The organism is Agromyces sp. GXQ0307 (assembly GCF_044769845.1).
Lineage (GTDB): Bacteria > Actinomycetota > Actinomycetes > Actinomycetales > Microbacteriaceae > Agromyces.
The window spans coordinates 108192-126204 of record NZ_JBIZVY010000002.1; the positions used below are offsets into that span (position 1 = coordinate 108192).

Below are 18013 nucleotides of genomic sequence, written 5' to 3' on the forward strand. Positions count from 1 at the left end.
CGCCCGCCCGGCCGCACCGGCAGGCGTCACGCGAGCACCCGGCGGAGCTTCGCCTTCGGGGCCTCCTCGCCCGGGTAGACGCGCTTGACGCCGTCGCCGAGCGCCTCGCCGATGATCCGGATGTCGCGCACGAGGTGCTCGAGGCCCTGCGGCTCGAGCGAGGCCGAGTGGTCGGAGCCCCACATGGTGCGGTCGAGGGTGATGTGCCGCTCGACCGCGACCGCGCCGAGCGCGACGGCGGCGAGCGAGATCTGCAGGCCGCGCTCGTGGCCCGAGTACCCCACCGGCACGCCCGGGAAGCGGCGCTTCAGCGCGGGGATCATGAGGAGGTTCGCCTCCTCGGCGGGCATCGGGTAACTCGACGTGGCGTGCAGGATGACGAGGCGCTCGGTGCCGAGCACCGCGACCGCGCGATCGATCTCGTGGAGCGTCGACATGCCCGTCGACAGGATGACCGGCCTGCCCGTGTCGCGGACGGCCTCCAGCAGCTCGAGGTCGGTGACCGAGGCCGAGGCGATCTTGTGCGCGACGGCGCCGTACGACTCGAGGTCGGCGACGGCCGGAGCGTCCCACGGCGAGGCGAACCAGTCCAGGCCGTGCAGGGCCGCGTGCCGCGCGACCTCCGCGTACTCGTGGCGACCGAACTCGACCCGGTGCCGGTACTCGAGGTAGGTCATGGTGCCCCACGGCGTCTCACGAGGCGTGAGCTTCATGTGCTCCGGCGTCGAGATGTCGGGCGTGCGCTTCTGGAACTTCACGGCCTGCGCACCGGCGCGCGCGGCGACCTCGATGAGGCGCTTGGCGATCTCGACGTCGCCGTTGTGGTTCAGGCCGATCTCGGCGATGACGTAGACGGGCTCGTACTCGCCGATGGCGGCGTGGCCGATGCGCACGGACATGATGGCTCGCTTTCGTGGGTCGGTCAGGTGGCGGAGGACGCCGCGGCGATGGCCTCACGTTGCTCGCGCGTGGGATGTGCGGGGTCGAGCTCGCGCGACTCGCGGGCGAGGTCGGATGCCGCGGAGCCGAGCTTCGCGTCGCGCGCGGCGAGCACGAGCTCGGCGAGCTCGCGCACCGCGCCGTGGCCGCCGTGCCGCTCGAGCACGTGGCGGGCTCGCTCGAGCGCATCGGGCGTCGCGTCGGGCACCGCGAGCGGCCAGCCGACGAGGTCGAGGGCCGGGATGTCGCCGCGGTCGTTGCCGAGGTAGGCGATGCGGTCGAGGCGGATGCCGCGTGCGGCGGCCCACTCGCGGAGCGCGGCCCCCTTGTCGGCGAGGCCCTGGATGACGTCGACGCCGAGCTTCTCGGCCCGGCGGCTGACGACCGGGTTCGCCTCGGCCGACAGGATCAGCACCGGGATGCCGGCGTCGCGGAGCCGCGCGACGCCGTGCCCGTCGGCACGGCTGACGCGCACCGACTCCCGGCCGAGCTCGTCGACGGCCGCCGTGTCGTCGGTGTGGACCCCGTCGAAGTCCGTCACGACGGCGTCGACGTCGATGAACGGATGCCGCGGGTCGGCGACCCACGCCGCGCCCTCGCGCCGCGCGAGCGAGGCGGCGATGCCGCCCGCCAGGCGGCGGTCGATGCGCGGCGCGAGCGCTCGCGCCCGCGCCAGGTCGGCGGCGTCGTCGATCTCGATCGCGGTATCGGGGTGCACGCGCTGGATGCCGATGCGCCCGAAGAACCGGTGTCCGGCGAGCACGAACCCGGCGGTGCACATCGCGTAGAACGCTCCGGTCTCGAGGAACTCGGGCTCGCGGTCCTGGCGCCGGGGCCGGTTCGACGGATCGTGGTTCACGCCGACCGCGCTCGCGCCGTCGGCGTCGTCCGCGCGCTCGCGCCAGAGGAAGCCGTGGGTCGGCGTCGCGGCGAACACGACGTCGCGTTCGCCCGCCTCGACGCGCGCCACGGCCGCGTCGAGGTCGGCCGGGTCGATGAACGGCGACGTGGCCTGGATGAAGACGGTGACCGGAGCGAGCGCTCCCGCGCCATTCGTCCCGGGTGCTCGACCGAGCATCTCGATCGCGTGCAGCAGCGCCGACTCGCTCGACGCGGTCGCATCGGCGAGGTCGGCCGGGCGATCGATCACCTCGGCACCGGCGCCGCGCGCGGCGTCCGCGATCTCCTCGTCGTCGGTGGTCACGACGACCCGTCCGATGCGCTCCGCGGCGAGCGCGGCGTGCACGGCCCGCGCGACAAGCGGCACTCCCCCGACGCGGGCCACGTTCTTGCCGGGGAGTCCCTGCGACCCCCCGCGGGCCGGAATGATCGCGACCGCGCGCGCGGCGGTGGCCTCGATGGGCTGGCTGCGGCTCATGCCGCGAAGCTATGCGCGCGACGAGTCCGCGCGGTGCACGTCGGGTGAACGGCGGGCGACGGTCAGGCTGACGGCGGATGCCGCGGCACCCGCTGTGGGCTCAGCGGCCGTGGAGCTTGATCTCCGCGGCCTTCACGACGTTCGCGAGGAGCATCGCGCGGGTCATCGGGCCGACCCCGCCGGGGTTCGGCGAGAGGTGGCCCGCGACCTCGGCGACCGCGGGGTCGACGTCGCCCGTGAGCCTGCCCTTGCCGGTCTCCTCGTCGGCCACGCGCGTGATGCCCACGTCGAGCACGGCGGCGCCGGGCTTGATCCACTCGGGCTTGACCATGTGCGGCACGCCGACGGCCGCGACCACGATGTCGGCGCGGGCGACCTCGGCGGCCAGGTCCTGCGTTCGGGAGTGCGTGAGGGTGACCGTGGCATCCAGGCCCTTGCGGGTGAAGAGCAGCCCAAGCGGGCGGCCGACAGTGAGCCCCCGGCCGATCACCGTCACGTGCTGTCCGCGGATCGGCACGTCGTAGCGCTGCAGCATCTCGACGATGCCGGCCGGGGTGCACGGCAGCGGCGAGTTCAGGTCGCCCTCGATGCCGAGCACGAGCCGGCCGAGGTTCGTCGGGTGCAGCCCGTCGGCGTCCTTGTCGGGGTCGATGAGCTCGAGCATCGCGTTCTCGTCGTGGCCGGTCGGCAGCGGCAGCTGCACGATGTACCCGGTCACCTCGCGGGCGGCGTTCAGGTCGCGGATCGCGGCGCGCACGTCGGCGGAGGTCGCCGACGCCGGCAGGTCGACGCGGATCGACTCGATGCCGACCTCGGCGCAGTCGCGGTGCTTGCCCGCCACGTAGGAGCGCGAGGCGGGGTCGTCGCCGACGAGCAGGGTGCCGAGGCCCGGCACGACGCCGTTCGAGCGCAGGTCGGTGATGCGCGAGGCGAGCTCGGACTTCACGGCCGATGCGGTCGCGACGCCGTCGAGGGTGATGGCGGTCATGTTCGGTACCTCTTCCGAGCTGGTCGACGGGAACGGAGCGACGGGGGTTCCGGCCGTCACGCGGGTGAGCGGATGCCGCGGGGCGCGTCGCGGCAGAACCCCGTCGGCGTGTGCGGCCGGGCCCGGGGGCGTTCTCGAGCCCTCGGACCCGGCCGGGGCCGGCTACTGCTGCAGGCCCGGGTAGAGCGGGAAGGCCTCGGTCAGCGCCTCGACGCGCGAGCGGAGCGCCGCGACATCCGGGTCGGACTGCAGCGCGAGCGCGATGACGTCGGCGACCTCGGTGAACTCGGCGTCGCCGAAGCCGCGGGTCGCGAGCGCCGGCGTGCCGATGCGCAGGCCGGAGGTGACCATCGGCGGGCGCGGGTCGAACGGCACCGCGTTGCGGTTGACGGTGATGCCGACCTCGTGCAGGCGGTCCTCGGCCTGCTGGCCGTCGAGCTCGGAGGTGCGGAGGTCGGCGAGCACGAGGTGCACGTCGGTGCCGCCCGTGAGCACGTCGACGCCGGCCGCACGCGAGTCGTCCGCGACGAGGCGCTCGGCGAGGATGCGCGCGCCGCGGACGGTGCGCTCCTGGCGGTCGCGGAACTCGTCGGACGCCGCGATCTTGAACGCGGTCGCCTTCGCGGCGATCACGTGCATGAGCGGACCGCCCTGCTGGCCGGGGAAGACGTTGGAGTTGAGCTTCTTCGCCAGCTCCATGTCGCGCGAGAGGATGAAGCCCGAGCGGGGGCCGCCGATCGTCTTGTGCACGGTCGAGGAGACCACGTCGGCGTGGGGCACGGGGTTCGGGTGCAGGCCCGCGGCGACGAGGCCGGCGAAGTGCGCCATGTCGACCCAGAGCTTCGCGCCCACCTCGTCGGCGATCTCGCGGAACGCGGCGAAGTCGAGCTGGCGCGGGTACGCCGACCAGCCGGCGATGATGACCTGCGGCCGGTGCTCCAGCGCCTTGTCGCGCACCACGTTCATGTCGACCTGGAAGGTCTCGGGGTCGACGCCGTAGGCGACGGCGTTGTAGAGCTTGCCCGAGAAGTTCAGCTTCATGCCGTGCGTGAGGTGGCCGCCGTGCGCGAGCTCGAGGCCGAGGATCGTGTCGCCGGGCGTCGCGATCGCCGAGAGCACGGCCGCGTTGGCGGTCGCGCCCGAGTGCGGCTGCACGTTGGCGTACTCGGCGCCGAACAGGCTCTTGGCGCGCTGGATCGCGAGGTTCTCGGCGACGTCGACGAACTCGCAGCCGCCGTAGTAGCGACGGCCCGGGTAGCCCTCGGCGTACTTGTTCGTGAGCACCGAGCCCTGCGACTGCAGCACCGAGACGGGCACGAAGTTCTCGCTCGCGATCATCTCGAGGGTCGAGCGCTGTCGGTTCAGCTCCTGCTCGAGGACCTCGGCGATCTCGGGGTCGACCTCGGCGAGCGGGGCGTTGAAGACGGAGTCGGCGCCCGCGACGGCGTCGGCGGGGGCGTCGGTGGTGAGTGATTCGGCCAAGGGATGGCTCCTTCGAAGATGACATGCGGACCTGCGGAAATCGCCTCGTGCGCGACTCGCGCCCCGAGGCCTCGCGTACCGGCCCAGGCGTGCGGTCGGTCCGTGCCAGTCGCTCCCCGATGGTCACCCATCTCAACGCCAGTCGCGACGCCGCCAAGCATAGCAACGGATGCCGCGAGCCCACGCCGCGGATGACGCGCGCCGACGCGCGGGCGGTCGGCCCCCGTCGGCGGCGTTATCGTGGCCCGGTGACCACCGTGCCGACGACCGTCATCCACTCCGCCCGCATCGTCTCCGGCGGCGACACCGTCCCCGACGCGTGGGTGCGCTTCGAGGGCGACCGGATCGCGGGCCGCGGGATCGGCGAGGGTTGGCGCGATGCGCCCGAGGTGCGAGCGGGCTCGGTCGCGGTGACGGATGCCGCGGGCCGCTGGCTCACGCCCGGATTCGTCGACCTCCACTGCCACGGTGCGGGCGGGGCGGCCTTCGACGACGGCATCGACGCGATCCGCACGGGGCTCGCCGTGCACCGGGCGCACGGCACGACCCGGAGCGTCTGCTCGCTCGTGACGGCGCCCGTCGACGTGCTCGCCGAACGCCTCCGCGCCATCGCCGCAATCACGGCATCCGACCCCCTCGTCCTGGGCGCCCACCTCGAGGGCCCGTTCCTCGACCACGAGTTCCGCGGCGCGCACGACCCGTCGATGCTGCGCCCGGCCGACGACGACGCACTCGATCGGCTGCTCGACGCCGCCGGCGGCACGCTGCGGCAGATCACGATCGCGCCCGAGCACGACGGGGCCGCGGCGGCGATCGCGCGCCTCGTCGACGCGGACGTCGCGGTCGCGGTCGGCCACACGGGCGCCGACTTCGAGACCGCACTGCGCGCATTCGACGCCGGCGCGTCGATCCTGACGCACGCCTTCAACGGCATGCGCGGCATCCACCACCGAGCGCCGGGCCCCGTGGTCGCGGCCATGCATGCCGACCACGTGACCCTCGAGGTCATCGGCGACGGCGTGCACGTGCACCCCGATGTCGTCCGGCTCGCGTTCTCCGGCGCGAACGGACGGGTCGCGCTCGTGACCGATGCGATGGCCGCGACCGGTGCGTCGGACGGCGCGTACGTGCTCGGCTCGCTCTCGGTCGACGTGCGAGACGGCGTGGCTCGCCTCGCCGACTCCGGCGCGATCGCGGGGTCGACGCTCACGCAGGACGAGGCGCTGCGCCGCGCGGTGTTCGACGCGGGCATCCCGCTCCACGAGGCGGTCGAGGCGCTCACCGTCACGCCGGCCTCCGCGATCGGACGTGCGGGCGACCTGGGCCGGCTCGACGTGGGGTTCGCGGCGGATGCGGTGCTCCTGAACGACGACCTCGGGGTCGTGGCGGTCTGGGGCGCGGGCGCGCGCATCGCCTGACGCTGCGCGGCATCCGGGTCACGGCCGGCCGGAGGCCCCGGGCGGAGCGGGGGCCTGTTCCCCTTCGCCCCTCGCTCCGTCCCGCCTCGGCGTTCGCGCGATCCCCCGCGCGGTCCGCTCGGACCCGAGCGACCACCCGGCCCTTCCCCGGTGCGCGGTCCCTCACCCTGAGAGACGGCGCGCGTGGCGGATCATGACGCGACTTCCCGCGATTCGCCGGGAGCGGCCCGGCATCGGGTCGCGCGGTTCGTCGATCCGCCCATCCATGGGTTTGAATGAGCGTGACCGCACCACAGCCCGTCCGGCGCGGACCGCCGGCGCCCGAGGGCATCGCGTGCGATCCGGGCGAGCGCGCCCGCACGAGGAGGACCAGGCACGTGACCCCACCACGCTCCGCGCCCGCCGATGCCGACCTGATCGCCGCGACCCGCACCGGCGACCGCGATGCCTACGCCGAACTCTGGCGCCGCCACGAGGCATCCGCCCGCACCGTGGCACGCTCGCACACGACGCTCGACGCCGACGACCTCGTCTCCGAGGCGTTCACTCGCACCTTCGACGCGATCCGGTCCGGCAAGGGTCCCGAGGGCGCGTTCCGCCCGTACCTGTTCGCGACGATCCGGAACACGGCCGCGAGCTGGGGCCGCGCCAACCGCGAGACCGCCCTCGACGACCTCGAGTGGGTCCAGGACCCGACCACGGGTGACGTCGCCGCGCTCGAGGCGCTCGACCGAAGCACGACCGCGACGGCCTTCCGAGCCCTGCCGGCGCGCTGGCAGGAGGTCCTCTGGTACGCCGAGGTCGAGCGGATGTCGCCGCAGCAGATCGCGCCCCTGCTCGGCATGAGCGCCAATGCGACCGCGGCGCTCGCGTACCGCGCGCGCGAGGGCCTGCGGCAGCAGTGGATCCGGGCGCACCTCGCCGACGCACATCACACGCCCGAATGCGCGTGGACGGTGGACCGTCTGGGTGCGTACATGCGCGGCCGTCTGCGCCGACGCGACACGGTGAAGGTGGAGGCGCACCTCGACGGCTGCGCCAGGTGCACGGTCGTGGCCGCGGAGGCGCGCGAGGTCGGCATGCGGCTCGCGTTCGTGCTGCTGCCGCTCGCCGCGGGGCCGGCCGCCGCCACGGCCTACTCGACGTGGCTCGGTGCCGCGGCTCCGGTCGTGACGACGGCGGCCGGCGCCGCCGGGACCGCTGCGGGCGCGGCGGTCTCCACGGGCACCGCGGCTGCATCCGGCGCGGCCTCCGGCACGGGTGGGACGGTCGCCGTCGGCGCCGGCGTCGGCGGTGCGGTGCTCGTCGCCGCCACGGCGGTCGCATTGCTCGTCCTGCCGCAGGTCGCGCCCTCGGATGCCTCACCGGACCGAGGCTCGGCGGCGGTCGCCTCCGAGGCGCCGACCGAGCCGGAGCCCGAGCCCATCGAGCCGGAGCCCGAGATCCCTCCGGCGGCGCCGACCGACGAGCAGACGTCGATCGAGCCGGTCGAACCGCCGGCCGAGGTGGCGCCGCCGGCCGAACGGGCCACCGAACCGGAACCGGCCGTCGTCGCCGAACCCGAGCCCGTCGTCCCGGAACCCGTGACGGTCGTCGAGCCCGAGCCCGAGCCCGAGCCCGAGCCGGAACCGATCGCCGAACTCGATCTCGTCGTCACCGCGCACGGCTCGAGTCTGACCCTGGAGCTGTCGGGCGAGCCCGGCGCCGAGGTCGAGCTGCTCGCCGACGGCCTGCCGTTCGCCACGGTGGTGCTCGACGATGGCGGTTTCGCGATCGCGGAGTTCCTCGCGCCGGCGAACCACAAGTGGACGGCGAGCGCGCAGTACGCCTGACCACGCCACGCCTCCCACGCCGGACGCAGACGCGAGGCCGCGCCCGACCGATCGGCGCTACGCCTCGAGGAGCCGCGCGCGAGCGCGCGCCGCGCGCGCGGAACGCACCACGACGAGCATCGCGACGACGAGCAGCACCGCGTACGCGACCGGCACCGCGGCGATGCCGACGGCGTCGAAGAGCACCGCGCCGACGAGTGCGCCACCACCGATGCCGACGTTGAACGCGGTCGTGTAGAGGGCGCTCGCGGCGTCGCGGCGCTCGGCGGGCGCGGCCTGCAGCAGGCGGGTCTGCAGCAGCGGCGGGATCGCGCCGAACGCGAAGCCCCACACCGTGTACGCGATGATCGCGGGCCAGAGCCCGGGCTCGGCCGCGATCACGAGGAGTGCGACGGCGAGCAGCAGCATCGCGCCGACGAGCGCGCGGACGCTGTCGCGCGCGATCGGGCTGCCGGCGACGAGCAGGCCGACCGCGCCGGCGAGACCCGACGCGAAGAGCAGCGGCGCGACCGCCGCCGACGAGGCGCCGACCACGTCGGTGAGCAGGGGGGCGACGTACGTGAGCGCGGCGTACTGGCCGATCATGACGATCGCGGTCACGACGCTCACGGCGACGACGCCGCGCATGCTGCGCCTCGCTGCGGCGATTCCTCCGACGGTTCCCGGCGCGGTCGCGAGGGCGGCGGTCACGGCGGGGACGACGTCGCGTGCCGTGGCGGTCGGCGACGGCGCGTCCGCGCCATCCGCCGGCAGCACCGCCCGGACGACCGCGGCGCCGGCGAGCGTGAGCACGGCGACGACGCCGAACGCCCACCGCCAGCCCACCGCCTGGCCGAGCGCGGTCGCGAGCGGCACGCCCACGATGAGGGCGAGGGTGCCGCCGCCGAGCACGACGGAGACCGCGCGGCCGAGGTGCTCCTCGGCGACGAGTCGAGCGGGGTATGCGCCGACGAGGGCCCAGAACAGGCCGTGCGCGACACCGCCGACGACGCGGACGGCGACGAGTTGGCCGTAGTCGGGCACGAGCGCCGAGGCGGCCGTCGAGATCGCGAGCACGACGAGCACGATCGTGATGAGCGTGCGCCGCGGCATCCGCTTCAGCAGCGCGGTGAGCGGCGTCGAGGTCACGACGACGGTGAAGGCGAACACCGAGACGAGCAGTCCCACGAGCGGCGCGCCGACACCCAGGTCGGCGCTCATCTCGGGCAGCAGCCCGGTGGGCAGCATCTCGATGGTGATGGACAGGAAGACGGCCGCGGCGAGTGCGACGAGCGCACGCCAGGGCATGGAGGTCGCGACGGCGCGCGACGAAGAGGTGATCGGCATGAGGAAGTCATCCGACGGCGTTCCCCGCGAAGCGGCACGGCCTGCTGCGGGTCGACTACGCGCTCACGTGCGCGCCCGGGGCCGACGGTGTCCGCACGACCGCCACCCAGTGTAGCCGGGCGCACCTGCGTATTCGCCGGGCGGTACGCTGTCCCGATGAGCACGGAGGCCGAGCCGCACAGCCCGCACCTGTCCCACTGGGTCGTCACGCTGAGCTGCACCGACGGGCCCGGGATCGTGCACGCGGTGAGCGGGGCGATCGTCGCCGCCCGTGGCAACATCACCGAGAGCCAGCAATTCGCGAGCCACGACACCGGTCGCTTCTTCATGCGCGTGCAGGTCGAGTCGCCCGCCGACCGCACCGAGTTCGAGGCCGCGCTCGCCCCCGTCATCGAGCGCTGGCAGATGGACCTGCACCTCGACGAGGTCGGGCGCCCGCTCCGCACGCTCGTGCTCGCCTCGACCGCAGGCCACTGCGTGAACGACCTGCTCTTCCGGCAGCGAGGCGGGCAGCTGCCCGTCGAGATCCCGCTCGTGCTCTCCAACCACGGCACGCTCCGCGACCTCGTCGACTTCTACGGGGTGCCGTTCGAGTCGGCGCCCGTGACCTCGGCCGAGACGAAGGCCGAGTTCGAGCGGCGCATCCTCGAGGCCGTCGACGAGCACGACATCGAGCTCGTCGTCCTGGCGCGCTACATGCAGATCCTGTCCCCCGAGCTCTGCGATGCGCTGGCGGGCCGGTGCATCAACATCCACCATTCGTTCCTGCCCGGTTTCAAGGGCGCGAATCCGTACCGGCAGGCGCACGCCCGCGGTGTGAAGCTCATCGGCGCCACGGCGCACTTCGTCACGAGCGACCTCGACGAGGGCCCGATCATCGAGCAGAACGTGGTCAGGGTCGAGCACTCGCGCTCGGTCGCCGAACTCGTCGCGATCGGCCAGGACGAGGAGAGCCGCACGCTCTCGCAGGCCGTGAAGTGGTTCGCGGAGCGCCGGGTGCTGCTCGACGGGCAGCGCACGGTCATCTTCCGCTGAGATCGCTCTCGCGTCAGTCGCGGAATTCGCGGCGCCCGTTGATGACGCCGCTCACCGCGGCGATGATCGCGAACACGACGGCCACGACCGGCTGACCCATGATCCACCACGCGATCGCGGCGGTCGAGAACACGGCGATCTCGACGAGCGCCTTGACGAACGGGTCGACGTGGAAGACCGCCTTCGGCGACCGGAACAGCCCCCAGAGCAGGATCGCCAGGAGCGGCAGGCCGATGCCCAGGAGCGCGCCGGGCCACGGCAGCGCGAACGCGGTGAATCCGAAGATGCCGAGCGTCACGATCGCGAAGATCTCCAGCAGGAAGCGCAGCAGGTCGTTGGCGCCGACCTTCGGGGAGGGCTCGGGCGTGGCATCGTTCACGAGGTTCAAGCCTAACCGCGCCGGCCGCAGCGCGGCGCCGCGGCATCCCTGAGACGGATGCCGCGGCGCGCGGTCGTGGGAATGCGACGTGCGACTCAGCCCACGGGTGCCGTGTCGCGACCGGCGGGCAGCCCGGGCCCGACCGTGCCCGGCGCGTCGGTGGGAGCCTCGGCGGGCGCTGCGGCACGCGCCTCGGACTCGGCGAGCTCGTCGGCGTGCGCGGCCTCGTCGTCCGGCTCGACGCCTCCCGCGGTGCGGAAGTGACCGATGAGCGAGAGCAGGATGCCCGCCGCAGCCCACGTCGCGAGCACGAGCCACGGGAAGGCCGTCGGCGCGTCGGGGAAGTAGCTCAGGTCGCGCAGCAGGGTGGCGGCGGCGCCCGGCGGCATCCACTGGCCGATCGCGCCCCAGGGTGCGAGCAGGAACTCGACCGGGACCGCGGCGGCCGAGATCGGGTTGCCGACGAGCACGAAGAGCGCGGCGCCGACGGCGATGCCCGCTCGGCCGATCAGCGCCACCAGCCCGATGATGGGCGCGGCGATCGCCGCCATTGCGAGCGCGATCGCCGAGGCGTTCAGCCAGTAGTCGCCCTGGAGGGCGCCGAACCAGCCCTGCAGGATCCCCGCGATGACGAGCCCGCCGGCCACCGAGTAGGCGAGGACCGCGACGACGCGACGCACGGCGCCGATCACCGTGAGCGAGATCACGATGCCGCCGAGCAGTCCGCCGAGGACGAGCGGGAACATCGCGGCCGCGAGGCCGGTGCCGCGCGGGTCGGAGTCGGCGAGCGGCACGACGTCGGTGACGGCGACGGTGATGTTCGGGATCTCGGGAACCGACGGCGCCGCCGACCCGTCGACGGGCCGGCCCGAGGCGGCCGCCTGCATCGCCGTTTGGACGGCGGCCTGCAGGACCTGCTGCAGTTGCGCGGGGAGCGCCGCCTGCACCTGCTCGTCGATGCCGGCCTGCAGCTCGGTCGCGAGGCCGTTCAGCAGCTGCGCGACGGCGGGGCTCGCGGCCGTCGCGATGAGCACCTCGGGCGCGTCGGTCGGTGCGTCGCCGAGGACGATCGCGCCGTACGCCTCGCGCTCCTCGATCGCGGCGACGGCCGCGGCGCGGTCGTCGTACCGTTCGAGGGCGACCGCGCCGGCGGCCCGGTCGCCCACGCGTTCCTCGACCTGGGAGACGGACGCGTCGGGCCCGACGATGCCGACGGGCAGGTCCTTCGGCTCGGCGGTGACCGAGGGCCACGCGAAGGCGATCAGGATGACGCCGACGACGAGGGCGAGGACGGCGCCGATGCCGACGGCGCGGCCGATCGGCGTCCGGTGCGTGGTGTGGGAGGACATCAGCGATCCCTTCGATAAAAAACGAATGCTCGTTCTTTATAATGGACCCGCGACGTAGGATCGTCAAGACGACGAGGAGGTGGCGGCCCATGCCGAAGGTGAGCGAGGAGTATCGGGAGGCGCGTCGGGACGAGATCACGTCGGCCGCGCTCCGACGATTCGCGGCGAAGGGCTACCGGGGCACGTCGATGTCCGACATCATCGGCGAGTCGGGTCTCTCAGCCGGCGCGATCTACGGCCACTTCTCCGGCAAGGAAGAGCTGTTCGCGGCCGTCGCCGAGCGCATCCTGGGCGCACGAGCCGTCGAGCTCACCGAACTCCGCGCCGACCACGGACCGCTCGCGCCCGGCGAGATCATGGCGACGATCATCGACGGGATGCGCCGCGACGCGATCGCGCCGACCATGTTCCTCCAGGTGTGGGCCGAGGCCGCGATCGACCCGTCCGTGCGCACGCTCGTGCACTCGTTCCTCGGGCCCGTCCGCGACCTCCTCCACGGCCTCGTCGCCGAATGGGGCGCGGCGCACCCCGACGTCGCCGGGGACGACCCCGTCGCCTACGCGCGGCGCGTCGTCCCAGTGCTCATGGGCCTCGCGCCCGGCTACATGGTGCAGTCGAGCGTGCTCGACGACTTCGACGCCGAGGCCTACCTCGCGACTGTGCGGCGCCTCGTCCCGAACTGACGGATGCCGCGGCCTCCGCCCGCTCGGATCAGATGCCCTGCCAGTCGGGCTTGTTCGCCCAGGCGTGCCGGTAGTAGCCGGCGTGCTCGAGCCGCGAGGCGGCCGACTCGTCGACGATGACCGTCGCGTGCGGGTGCAACTGGATCGCCGAGCCGGGCTGGCTCGCGGAGACCGGCCCCTCGACCGCGGCGGCGACGGCCTCGGCCTTCGCCTCCCCGAACGCGAGCAGCACGAGGTGCCGCGCGCGAAGGATCGTGCCGATGCCCTGCGTGATGCAGTGCATGGGCACGTCGTCGATCGAATCGAAGAACCGGGCGTTGTCGACGCGCGTCTGCTCGGTGAGCGTCTTCACGCGGGTGCGCGAGGCGAGGGAGGAACCCGGCTCGTTGAATCCGATGTGCCCCGTGCGGCCGATGCCGAGGATCTGCAGGTCGACGCCGCCCGCCGCGTCGATCGCCGCCTCGTAGTCCTCGGCGGCGGTCCGGATCGTCGCCGGATCTCCGTTCGGCACCCGGATGAGCTCGGGAGTCAGCCCCAGCGGCTGCACGACCTCGCGGGCGATGACCTGCCGGTAGCCCTCGGGATGTCCGACCGGAAGGCCGACGTACTCGTCGAGCGCGAAACCTCGGACGCCGGCGACCGGGATCGCCTCGGCCGCGATCCGCCGCGCCAGCGCACGATACGTCGTGAGCGGCGTCGACCCGGTCGCGAGCCCGAGCACCGCATCGGCGCGCGCCCGGACCAGTTCGACGACGGCGGACGCCGCGAGCTCTCCGGCCTCCTCCTCGTCGCGGACGATCACGACCTCTGCCACGCCGGCTCCTCCAGTTCCTCTCCGATCAGCGCAGCACCGACGGCGGCCGCCGGGAACCCGCGCGGGATGACCTGCACCCGTCGGGGCAGGTCGAGCGAGGCGAGGAACGCGGAGTCCTCGGCCCACCCGGCGAGCACCTCGCGCGTGCCCGACAGCAGCCGGTCGCCGAGGGCTGCGAGCCCGCCGCCGATCACGATGTCGTCGACGTCGGTCGTGAGCGCGAGCAGCCGCACCGCCGACGCGACACCGACGAGGAAACGCTCGCGCGCCGCGACGGCGGCCGGCTCGCCGGCATCCGCACGGTCGAACAGGTCGAGCGCCGGGTATCGACGGGCACTCGGCCACAGCGTCGCGAGCGCCGAACCGGACGCGAGCGTCTCGAGGCAGCCGCGTTGGCCGCAGGCGCACCGCTCCCCCGCCGGATCGACCGGGATGTGCCCGATCTCGCCGGCGACGCCGCGGCCGCCGCGCAGCAGGCGACCATCGAGCACGATGCCGGCGGCCAGGCCGGTGCCGAGGTTCAGGTAGGCCATCGAGTGCGCGCGGATGCCGTCGGCGACGCCGAGCAGGTGGTGCGCGCCGAGCGCGGCCGCCTTCACGTCGTTCTCGACGCGCACGTCGACCCCGAGCCGGTCCGCGAGACGCGGACCGAGGTCCAGTCCCTCGAGGCCGAGGTTGACCGCGTGGGTCACGCGACCCGTCCCCGAATCGACCGAGCCGGGGATGCCGATGCCGATCGAGTGGAACGCGCGCGCGTCGACGCCCGCGAGCTCCGACATCCGCTCGACCGTCCGCAGCGCCGTCGCGACGACCGCCTCGGCGCCGAACCCGGTCGGCATCCGCACCTGGTCGCTGAGCTCGCCGTCCTCGCCGATCGCGACGGCCGCGGTCTTGGTGCCGCCGATATCGATCCCGAGCCTCACGACACCCCCGCCGCGGCGGTCAACGCGTCCTGCACGAGTTCCGCGAACGTCGCGGCGACGCCGCGCGAGGCGCCGAAGGTCGCGAGGTCGGCGTACGCCAGGTCCTCACTCGGCCAGCCCATGTCGACCGTCACCACGTCGGCGCGCGCCGCCCGCAGGCGATCGATCGCCTCGACCGCGAAGGCGTGGCGGTGCAGGTCCTTGCCGATGACGACGACCGGTCCCGCGAGCGCGGTCGGATCGGGCAGCGCGGTCGCGGCGTCGAGCACGACCTCGGCGACATCCGTCAGCCAGGCCGGCGCCGGGCGGTCGGCGTCGGGTGCCGCCGCGAGCGCGAACGGGCCCCACGGCACGCCGCCGACCGCGATGTTCGCCACCGTCTCCACACGGACGACGGTGCCGATCGAACCGGTCCCGCAGAGCCGGTCGAGTGCTCCCGACGCGACATGGAACGACGCGGCGACGCGGTCGGCCAGTCCCGGAGGCAGGTCGACCGGCGTGGTCCCCGCGGCCGCGGATGCCACGGCCTCGCCGGTCGGGCGGGGAGCGTCCGCGAGTGCGCGAACGCGAGCCGCGGCATCCGCCACCCGCTCGGCAGCCAGACGGCCCGTCGCGACGGCGTCGGCGATCGCCTGCGCGATCTCCTCCATCTGCTCGCCCGTGTTGTCGGTGCCGATGCACAGCAGGTCGCAGCCGGCGGCGAGCGCGAGCACGGCAGCCTCGGGGATGCCGCGCCCGCCGCTCGCCCCGGCCATGTCGAGGGCGTCGGACACGATGACGCCCTCGTACCCGAGCTCCCCGCGGAGCAGGCCGTGCAGGATGCGGGGAGAGAGGGTGGCCGGATGCTCCGCGTCGAGCTGCGGGAGCAGGATGTGACTGGTCATGATCGAGCGCGTTCCGGCGGCGATCGCCGCGCGGAAGGGCGCGAGCTCGCGCCCGTGCAGCGCATCGAGCGGCAGGTCCACGACGGGCAGCGCGAGGTGCGAGTCGGTCGCCGTGTCGCCGTGTCCGGGGAAGTGCTTCGCGCTCGCGTCGATGCCGACGGACTGCACGCCCTCGACCCAGGCCGCGGTGTGCCGGGCCACGAGCCCCGGTTCGGCACCGAAGCTGCGCACGCCGATGACCGGGTTCGCGGCGTTCGAGTTGATGTCGGCGTCGGGTGCGAAGGTCATGGTGCAGCCGACCGCGACCAGCGCCTCGCCCACCGCGCGCCCGATGTTCCGGGTGAGCTCGACGTCGTCGATGCGACCGAGCACGGCGTTGCCGGGGTAGGGCGCCCCGCGATCGAAGAACAGGCGCGTGACGTCGCCGCCCTCTTCGTCGATCGCGACCACCGCGAGCGGGTTGGCGGCGCGGAGCTCGGCCGTGAGGCCGGCCAACTGCGCGGGCGAGACGACGTTCGAGCCGAAGATGCACACGCCGCCGAGGCCCTCGCCGAGGAGGCCGAGCAGCCACTCCGGCGCCTCGGGTCCGGCGAAGCCGGGCAGCAGGGTCGTGAGGATGTCGCGGCGCAGGTCCTGGCCCGCGCCGCCCCGGATCGTGGTGCTCATCCCTTGACCGCTCCGCTCACGAGGCCGCTCGTCATCCGCCCCTGGACGATGAGGAAGAACACGATCACCGGGATCGCCATGAGAGTCGAGCCCGCCATGATGGCCGCCCAGTTCGTCGTGCCGTTCGCCACCAGGAAGGTGCGGAGCCACACCGGCAGCGTCATCATCTCGGGCCGAGCGTTCAGCACGAGCGCGATCACGAACTCGTTCCACGCCTGGATGAAGCCGAAGACACCGGTCGCGACGAGCCCGGGGGCCAGCAGCGGGAACGTGACTCGCCAGAAGGCACCCGCACGGGAGCATCCGTCGATCATGGCCGCCTCCTCGAGGTCGGCCGGGACGCCGTTCACGAACCCGCGCAGGGTCCAGATCGTGAACGGCAGCACCGTGGCGACGTACACGATCGTGAGGCCGATCAGGGTGTTCAGCAGGTGCCATCCGTCGATCACCCGGAAGATCGAGACGATCATCGCCTCGCCCGGGATCATCTGGATCACGAGGATCATGACGATGAACGCGCGACGGCTCTTGAACCGGAAGCGGGTGACGGCGATCGCCGCGAGGAACGCGAAGATGAGCGCGACCAGGACGGTGGTGAGGGTGACGATCAGCGAGTTCACCGCGGCCGGGGCGAACGGGGTGCGACCCGGATCGAAGAGCACCGTCGCGTAATTGCGCAGCGTGAAGTTGTCGGGCCAGAAGTGGATCTCGGAGCCGCGGATCTCGTTGTTCGGCTGGAACGACGTGTTCACCATCCAGTAGACGGGGAACGCGAACAGCGCGAACAGCACGACCGACAGGGCGCTCCAGAGCGCGGTCGAGAGTCGGTTGCGACCGCGCCGGCGGCCGGGCGCCGGGCGCGTGCTCGACCCCGTCACGATGGCGGTGGTGGCGCTCACAGCTCCTCCTCCTTGATGGTCTGGCGAACGTAGTAGAGCGAGACGGTCATGAGGATGATCGCCGTGATCACCGCGATCGCGCCGCCCGTGCCGAAGTCGCCGCCCGCGATCGAGACCTGGTAGATGTACACGCCCAGCGTGTTGGTGAGGGCGCGGATGCCGCCGATGTCCTGCAGCGCGAAGATCTGGGTGAACACCTTGAGATCCCAGATGATCTGCAGGATCGTCGTGATGAGGAAGATCGGCTTGAGGTACGGGAAGGTGATGAGCCGGAATCGCTTGAACGCGCCGGCGCCGTCGAGCTGCGCCGCCTCCAGCACCTCGTCGGGCACCTGGGTGAGGCCGGCGTAGATCGTGAACGCCACGAACGGCACGGCGCCCCACACGATGATGATGCCGGCGACGACGAAGAAGCTCAGCGGGTTGATGAGCCACGGGTGGCTGGCGAACTGCTCGAGCCCGAACACGTTCACGAGGACCGAGTTGATGACCCCGTAGTCGGTGTCGAACATCCAGCCCCAGACGATCGTCGCCGAGAGCGGTGGCATCGCCCACGCGAGCAGCATGCCGATCGAGAGCAGCAGGCGGAAGCCCTTCGGCAGGCGCTGCAGCAGGAGCGCCATGAGCGTGCCGAGGACCATCGTGGTCACGACGCACACGGCCGCGAACACGAGGCTCCGGCCGAGCACCTCGTAGAAGGTCGCGTCCGTCAGGACGTCGACGTAGTTGTCGAACCACACCCAGGTCGGCGCGGCGCCGAACACCTGGGCGCGACCGAACTCCTGCATCGAGGTGATGAGCAGCTGGATGAGCGGCCAGCCGACGATCGCGGCGAGCACGAGCGAGGCGGGGATCAGGAGGCCGTAGGGGGTGAGGCCGCCGGCGCGGCGGCTGAAGCGGCGTCGCTTCTTCGGCGGGCCGGGCTGCGGGGTGACGATGCGTTCGCCGTCGACCGCGCTCACGGCCGGGGCGAGGCCGGTATCGGTGGTGGTCATGTGGGGCTCCTGCGTCTGACGGC

The 18013-nt window shown here is 73.1% G+C and carries 16 protein-coding genes; 4 read left to right on the forward strand and 12 right to left on the reverse strand.

The features are described 5' to 3' along the window. Window positions 1–26: 26 nt before the first annotated feature. The 4 genes from ACIQH8_RS05870 to glyA form a co-directional block, all read right to left on the reverse strand. Window positions 27–899 (reverse strand): N-acetylneuraminate synthase family protein, encoded by an 873-nt coding sequence (locus ACIQH8_RS05870; protein ID WP_400995973.1) that lies wholly within the window; start codon window positions 897–899, stop codon window positions 27–29. A 23-nt stretch (window positions 900–922) separates the two neighbouring features. Then, window positions 923–2317 (reverse strand): cytidylyltransferase domain-containing protein, encoded by a 1395-nt coding sequence (locus tag ACIQH8_RS05875; RefSeq protein ID WP_400995975.1) that lies wholly within the window; start codon window positions 2315–2317, stop codon window positions 923–925. A 100-nt stretch (window positions 2318–2417) separates the two neighbouring features. After that, window positions 2418–3305: a bifunctional methylenetetrahydrofolate dehydrogenase/methenyltetrahydrofolate cyclohydrolase gene (locus ACIQH8_RS05880; protein WP_400995977.1), complete on the reverse strand. Its 888-nt coding sequence runs from the start codon at window positions 3303–3305 to the stop codon at window positions 2418–2420. Between the two features lie 162 nt (window positions 3306–3467). Then, complete coding sequence (glyA, locus tag ACIQH8_RS05885; RefSeq protein WP_400995979.1) at window positions 3468–4787, reverse strand: serine hydroxymethyltransferase; 1320 nt, start codon at window positions 4785–4787, stop codon at window positions 3468–3470. 257 nt (window positions 4788–5044) lie between these two features. Here glyA and nagA point away from each other — a divergent pair, with 257 nt between their 5' ends. After that, complete coding sequence (nagA, locus tag ACIQH8_RS05890) at window positions 5045–6205, forward strand: N-acetylglucosamine-6-phosphate deacetylase (protein WP_400997847.1); 1161 nt, start codon at window positions 5045–5047, stop codon at window positions 6203–6205. Between the two features lie 377 nt (window positions 6206–6582). Next, on the forward strand, window positions 6583–8037 hold the full coding sequence (locus ACIQH8_RS05895; RefSeq protein ID WP_400995982.1) for a sigma-70 family RNA polymerase sigma factor: 1455 nt from the start codon (window positions 6583–6585) through the stop codon (window positions 8035–8037). Window positions 8038–8094: 57 nt separating this feature from the next. Here the strand turns inward: ACIQH8_RS05895 and ACIQH8_RS05900 are convergent, their stop codons facing one another. Further along, window positions 8095–9363 carry an MFS transporter gene (locus ACIQH8_RS05900; RefSeq protein WP_400995984.1) on the reverse strand — a complete coding sequence of 423 codons (1269 nt, stop codon included), beginning with the start codon at window positions 9361–9363 and terminating at the stop codon, window positions 8095–8097. 156 nt (window positions 9364–9519) lie between these two features. Here ACIQH8_RS05900 and purU point away from each other — a divergent pair, with 156 nt between their 5' ends. After that, on the forward strand, window positions 9520–10398 hold the full coding sequence (gene purU, locus ACIQH8_RS05905) for a formyltetrahydrofolate deformylase (RefSeq protein WP_400995987.1): 879 nt from the start codon (window positions 9520–9522) through the stop codon (window positions 10396–10398). A 13-nt stretch (window positions 10399–10411) separates the two neighbouring features. Here the strand turns inward: purU and ACIQH8_RS05910 are convergent, their stop codons facing one another. Together ACIQH8_RS05910 and ACIQH8_RS05915 are read right to left on the reverse strand one after the other, a co-directional pair. Further along, window positions 10412–10777 (reverse strand): YrdB family protein, encoded by a 366-nt coding sequence (locus ACIQH8_RS05910; RefSeq protein ID WP_400995989.1) that lies wholly within the window; start codon window positions 10775–10777, stop codon window positions 10412–10414. A 95-nt stretch (window positions 10778–10872) separates the two neighbouring features. Continuing rightward, the gene (locus ACIQH8_RS05915; RefSeq protein WP_400995992.1) at window positions 10873–12126 is read right to left on the reverse strand and encodes a hypothetical protein; all 1254 of its coding nucleotides are present in this window, start codon (window positions 12124–12126) and stop codon (window positions 10873–10875) included. A gap of 89 nt (window positions 12127–12215) precedes the next feature. On the opposite strand from ACIQH8_RS05915, the gene ACIQH8_RS05920 reads away from it, so the two are divergent. After that, window positions 12216–12809: a TetR/AcrR family transcriptional regulator gene (locus ACIQH8_RS05920; protein WP_400995995.1), complete on the forward strand. Its 594-nt coding sequence runs from the start codon at window positions 12216–12218 to the stop codon at window positions 12807–12809. 28 nt (window positions 12810–12837) lie between these two features. Here the strand turns inward: ACIQH8_RS05920 and nagB are convergent, their stop codons facing one another. From nagB to ACIQH8_RS05945, 5 genes are read right to left on the reverse strand one after another with little or no spacing between them, the layout of a single operon-like run. Continuing rightward, on the reverse strand, window positions 12838–13623 hold the full coding sequence (gene nagB / locus ACIQH8_RS05925; RefSeq protein WP_400995998.1) for a glucosamine-6-phosphate deaminase: 786 nt from the start codon (window positions 13621–13623) through the stop codon (window positions 12838–12840). After that, on the reverse strand, window positions 13608–14546 hold the full coding sequence (locus ACIQH8_RS05930) for an ROK family protein (RefSeq protein WP_400996000.1): 939 nt from the start codon (window positions 14544–14546) through the stop codon (window positions 13608–13610). The genes nagB and ACIQH8_RS05930 overlap by 16 nt, the downstream gene beginning before the upstream one ends. Next, complete coding sequence (locus tag ACIQH8_RS05935) at window positions 14543–16096, reverse strand: glycoside hydrolase family 3 protein (RefSeq protein WP_400996002.1); 1554 nt, start codon at window positions 16094–16096, stop codon at window positions 14543–14545. Before ACIQH8_RS05935 ends, ACIQH8_RS05930 begins: the two co-directional genes overlap by 4 nt. Next, window positions 16093–16995, reverse strand: a complete 903-nt coding sequence (locus ACIQH8_RS05940) for a carbohydrate ABC transporter permease (protein ID WP_400996004.1) — start codon at window positions 16993–16995, stop codon at window positions 16093–16095. Before ACIQH8_RS05940 ends, ACIQH8_RS05935 begins: the two co-directional genes overlap by 4 nt. Next, window positions 16992–17990 (reverse strand): carbohydrate ABC transporter permease, encoded by a 999-nt coding sequence (locus ACIQH8_RS05945; protein WP_400996007.1) that lies wholly within the window; start codon window positions 17988–17990, stop codon window positions 16992–16994. The genes ACIQH8_RS05940 and ACIQH8_RS05945 overlap by 4 nt, the downstream gene beginning before the upstream one ends. Between the last annotated feature and the right edge of the window lie 23 nt (window positions 17991–18013).

What these genes read in the sequence shown, in the direction of transcription:
- purU (WP_400995987.1), top strand. Translation starts at nt 9,520, where the DNA reads ATGAGCACGGAGGCCGAGCCGCACAGCCCGCACCTGTCCCACTGGGTC.
- ACIQH8_RS05880 (WP_400995977.1), bottom strand. Translation starts at nt 3,305, where the DNA reads ATGACCGCCATCACCCTCGACGGCGTCGCGACCGCATCGGCCGTGAAG.
- ACIQH8_RS05935 (WP_400996002.1), bottom strand. Translation starts at nt 16,096, where the DNA reads ATGAGCACCACGATCCGGGGCGGCGCGGGCCAGGACCTGCGCCGCGAC.
- ACIQH8_RS05920 (WP_400995995.1), top strand. Translation starts at nt 12,216, where the DNA reads ATGCCGAAGGTGAGCGAGGAGTATCGGGAGGCGCGTCGGGACGAGATC.
- ACIQH8_RS05945 (WP_400996007.1), bottom strand. Translation starts at nt 17,990, where the DNA reads ATGACCACCACCGATACCGGCCTCGCCCCGGCCGTGAGCGCGGTCGAC.
- ACIQH8_RS05900 (WP_400995984.1), bottom strand. Translation starts at nt 9,363, where the DNA reads ATGCCGATCACCTCTTCGTCGCGCGCCGTCGCGACCTCCATGCCCTGG.
- ACIQH8_RS05870 (WP_400995973.1), bottom strand. Translation starts at nt 899, where the DNA reads ATGTCCGTGCGCATCGGCCACGCCGCCATCGGCGAGTACGAGCCCGTC.
- ACIQH8_RS05875 (WP_400995975.1), bottom strand. Translation starts at nt 2,317, where the DNA reads ATGAGCCGCAGCCAGCCCATCGAGGCCACCGCCGCGCGCGCGGTCGCG.
- ACIQH8_RS05915 (WP_400995992.1), bottom strand. Translation starts at nt 12,126, where the DNA reads ATGTCCTCCCACACCACGCACCGGACGCCGATCGGCCGCGCCGTCGGC.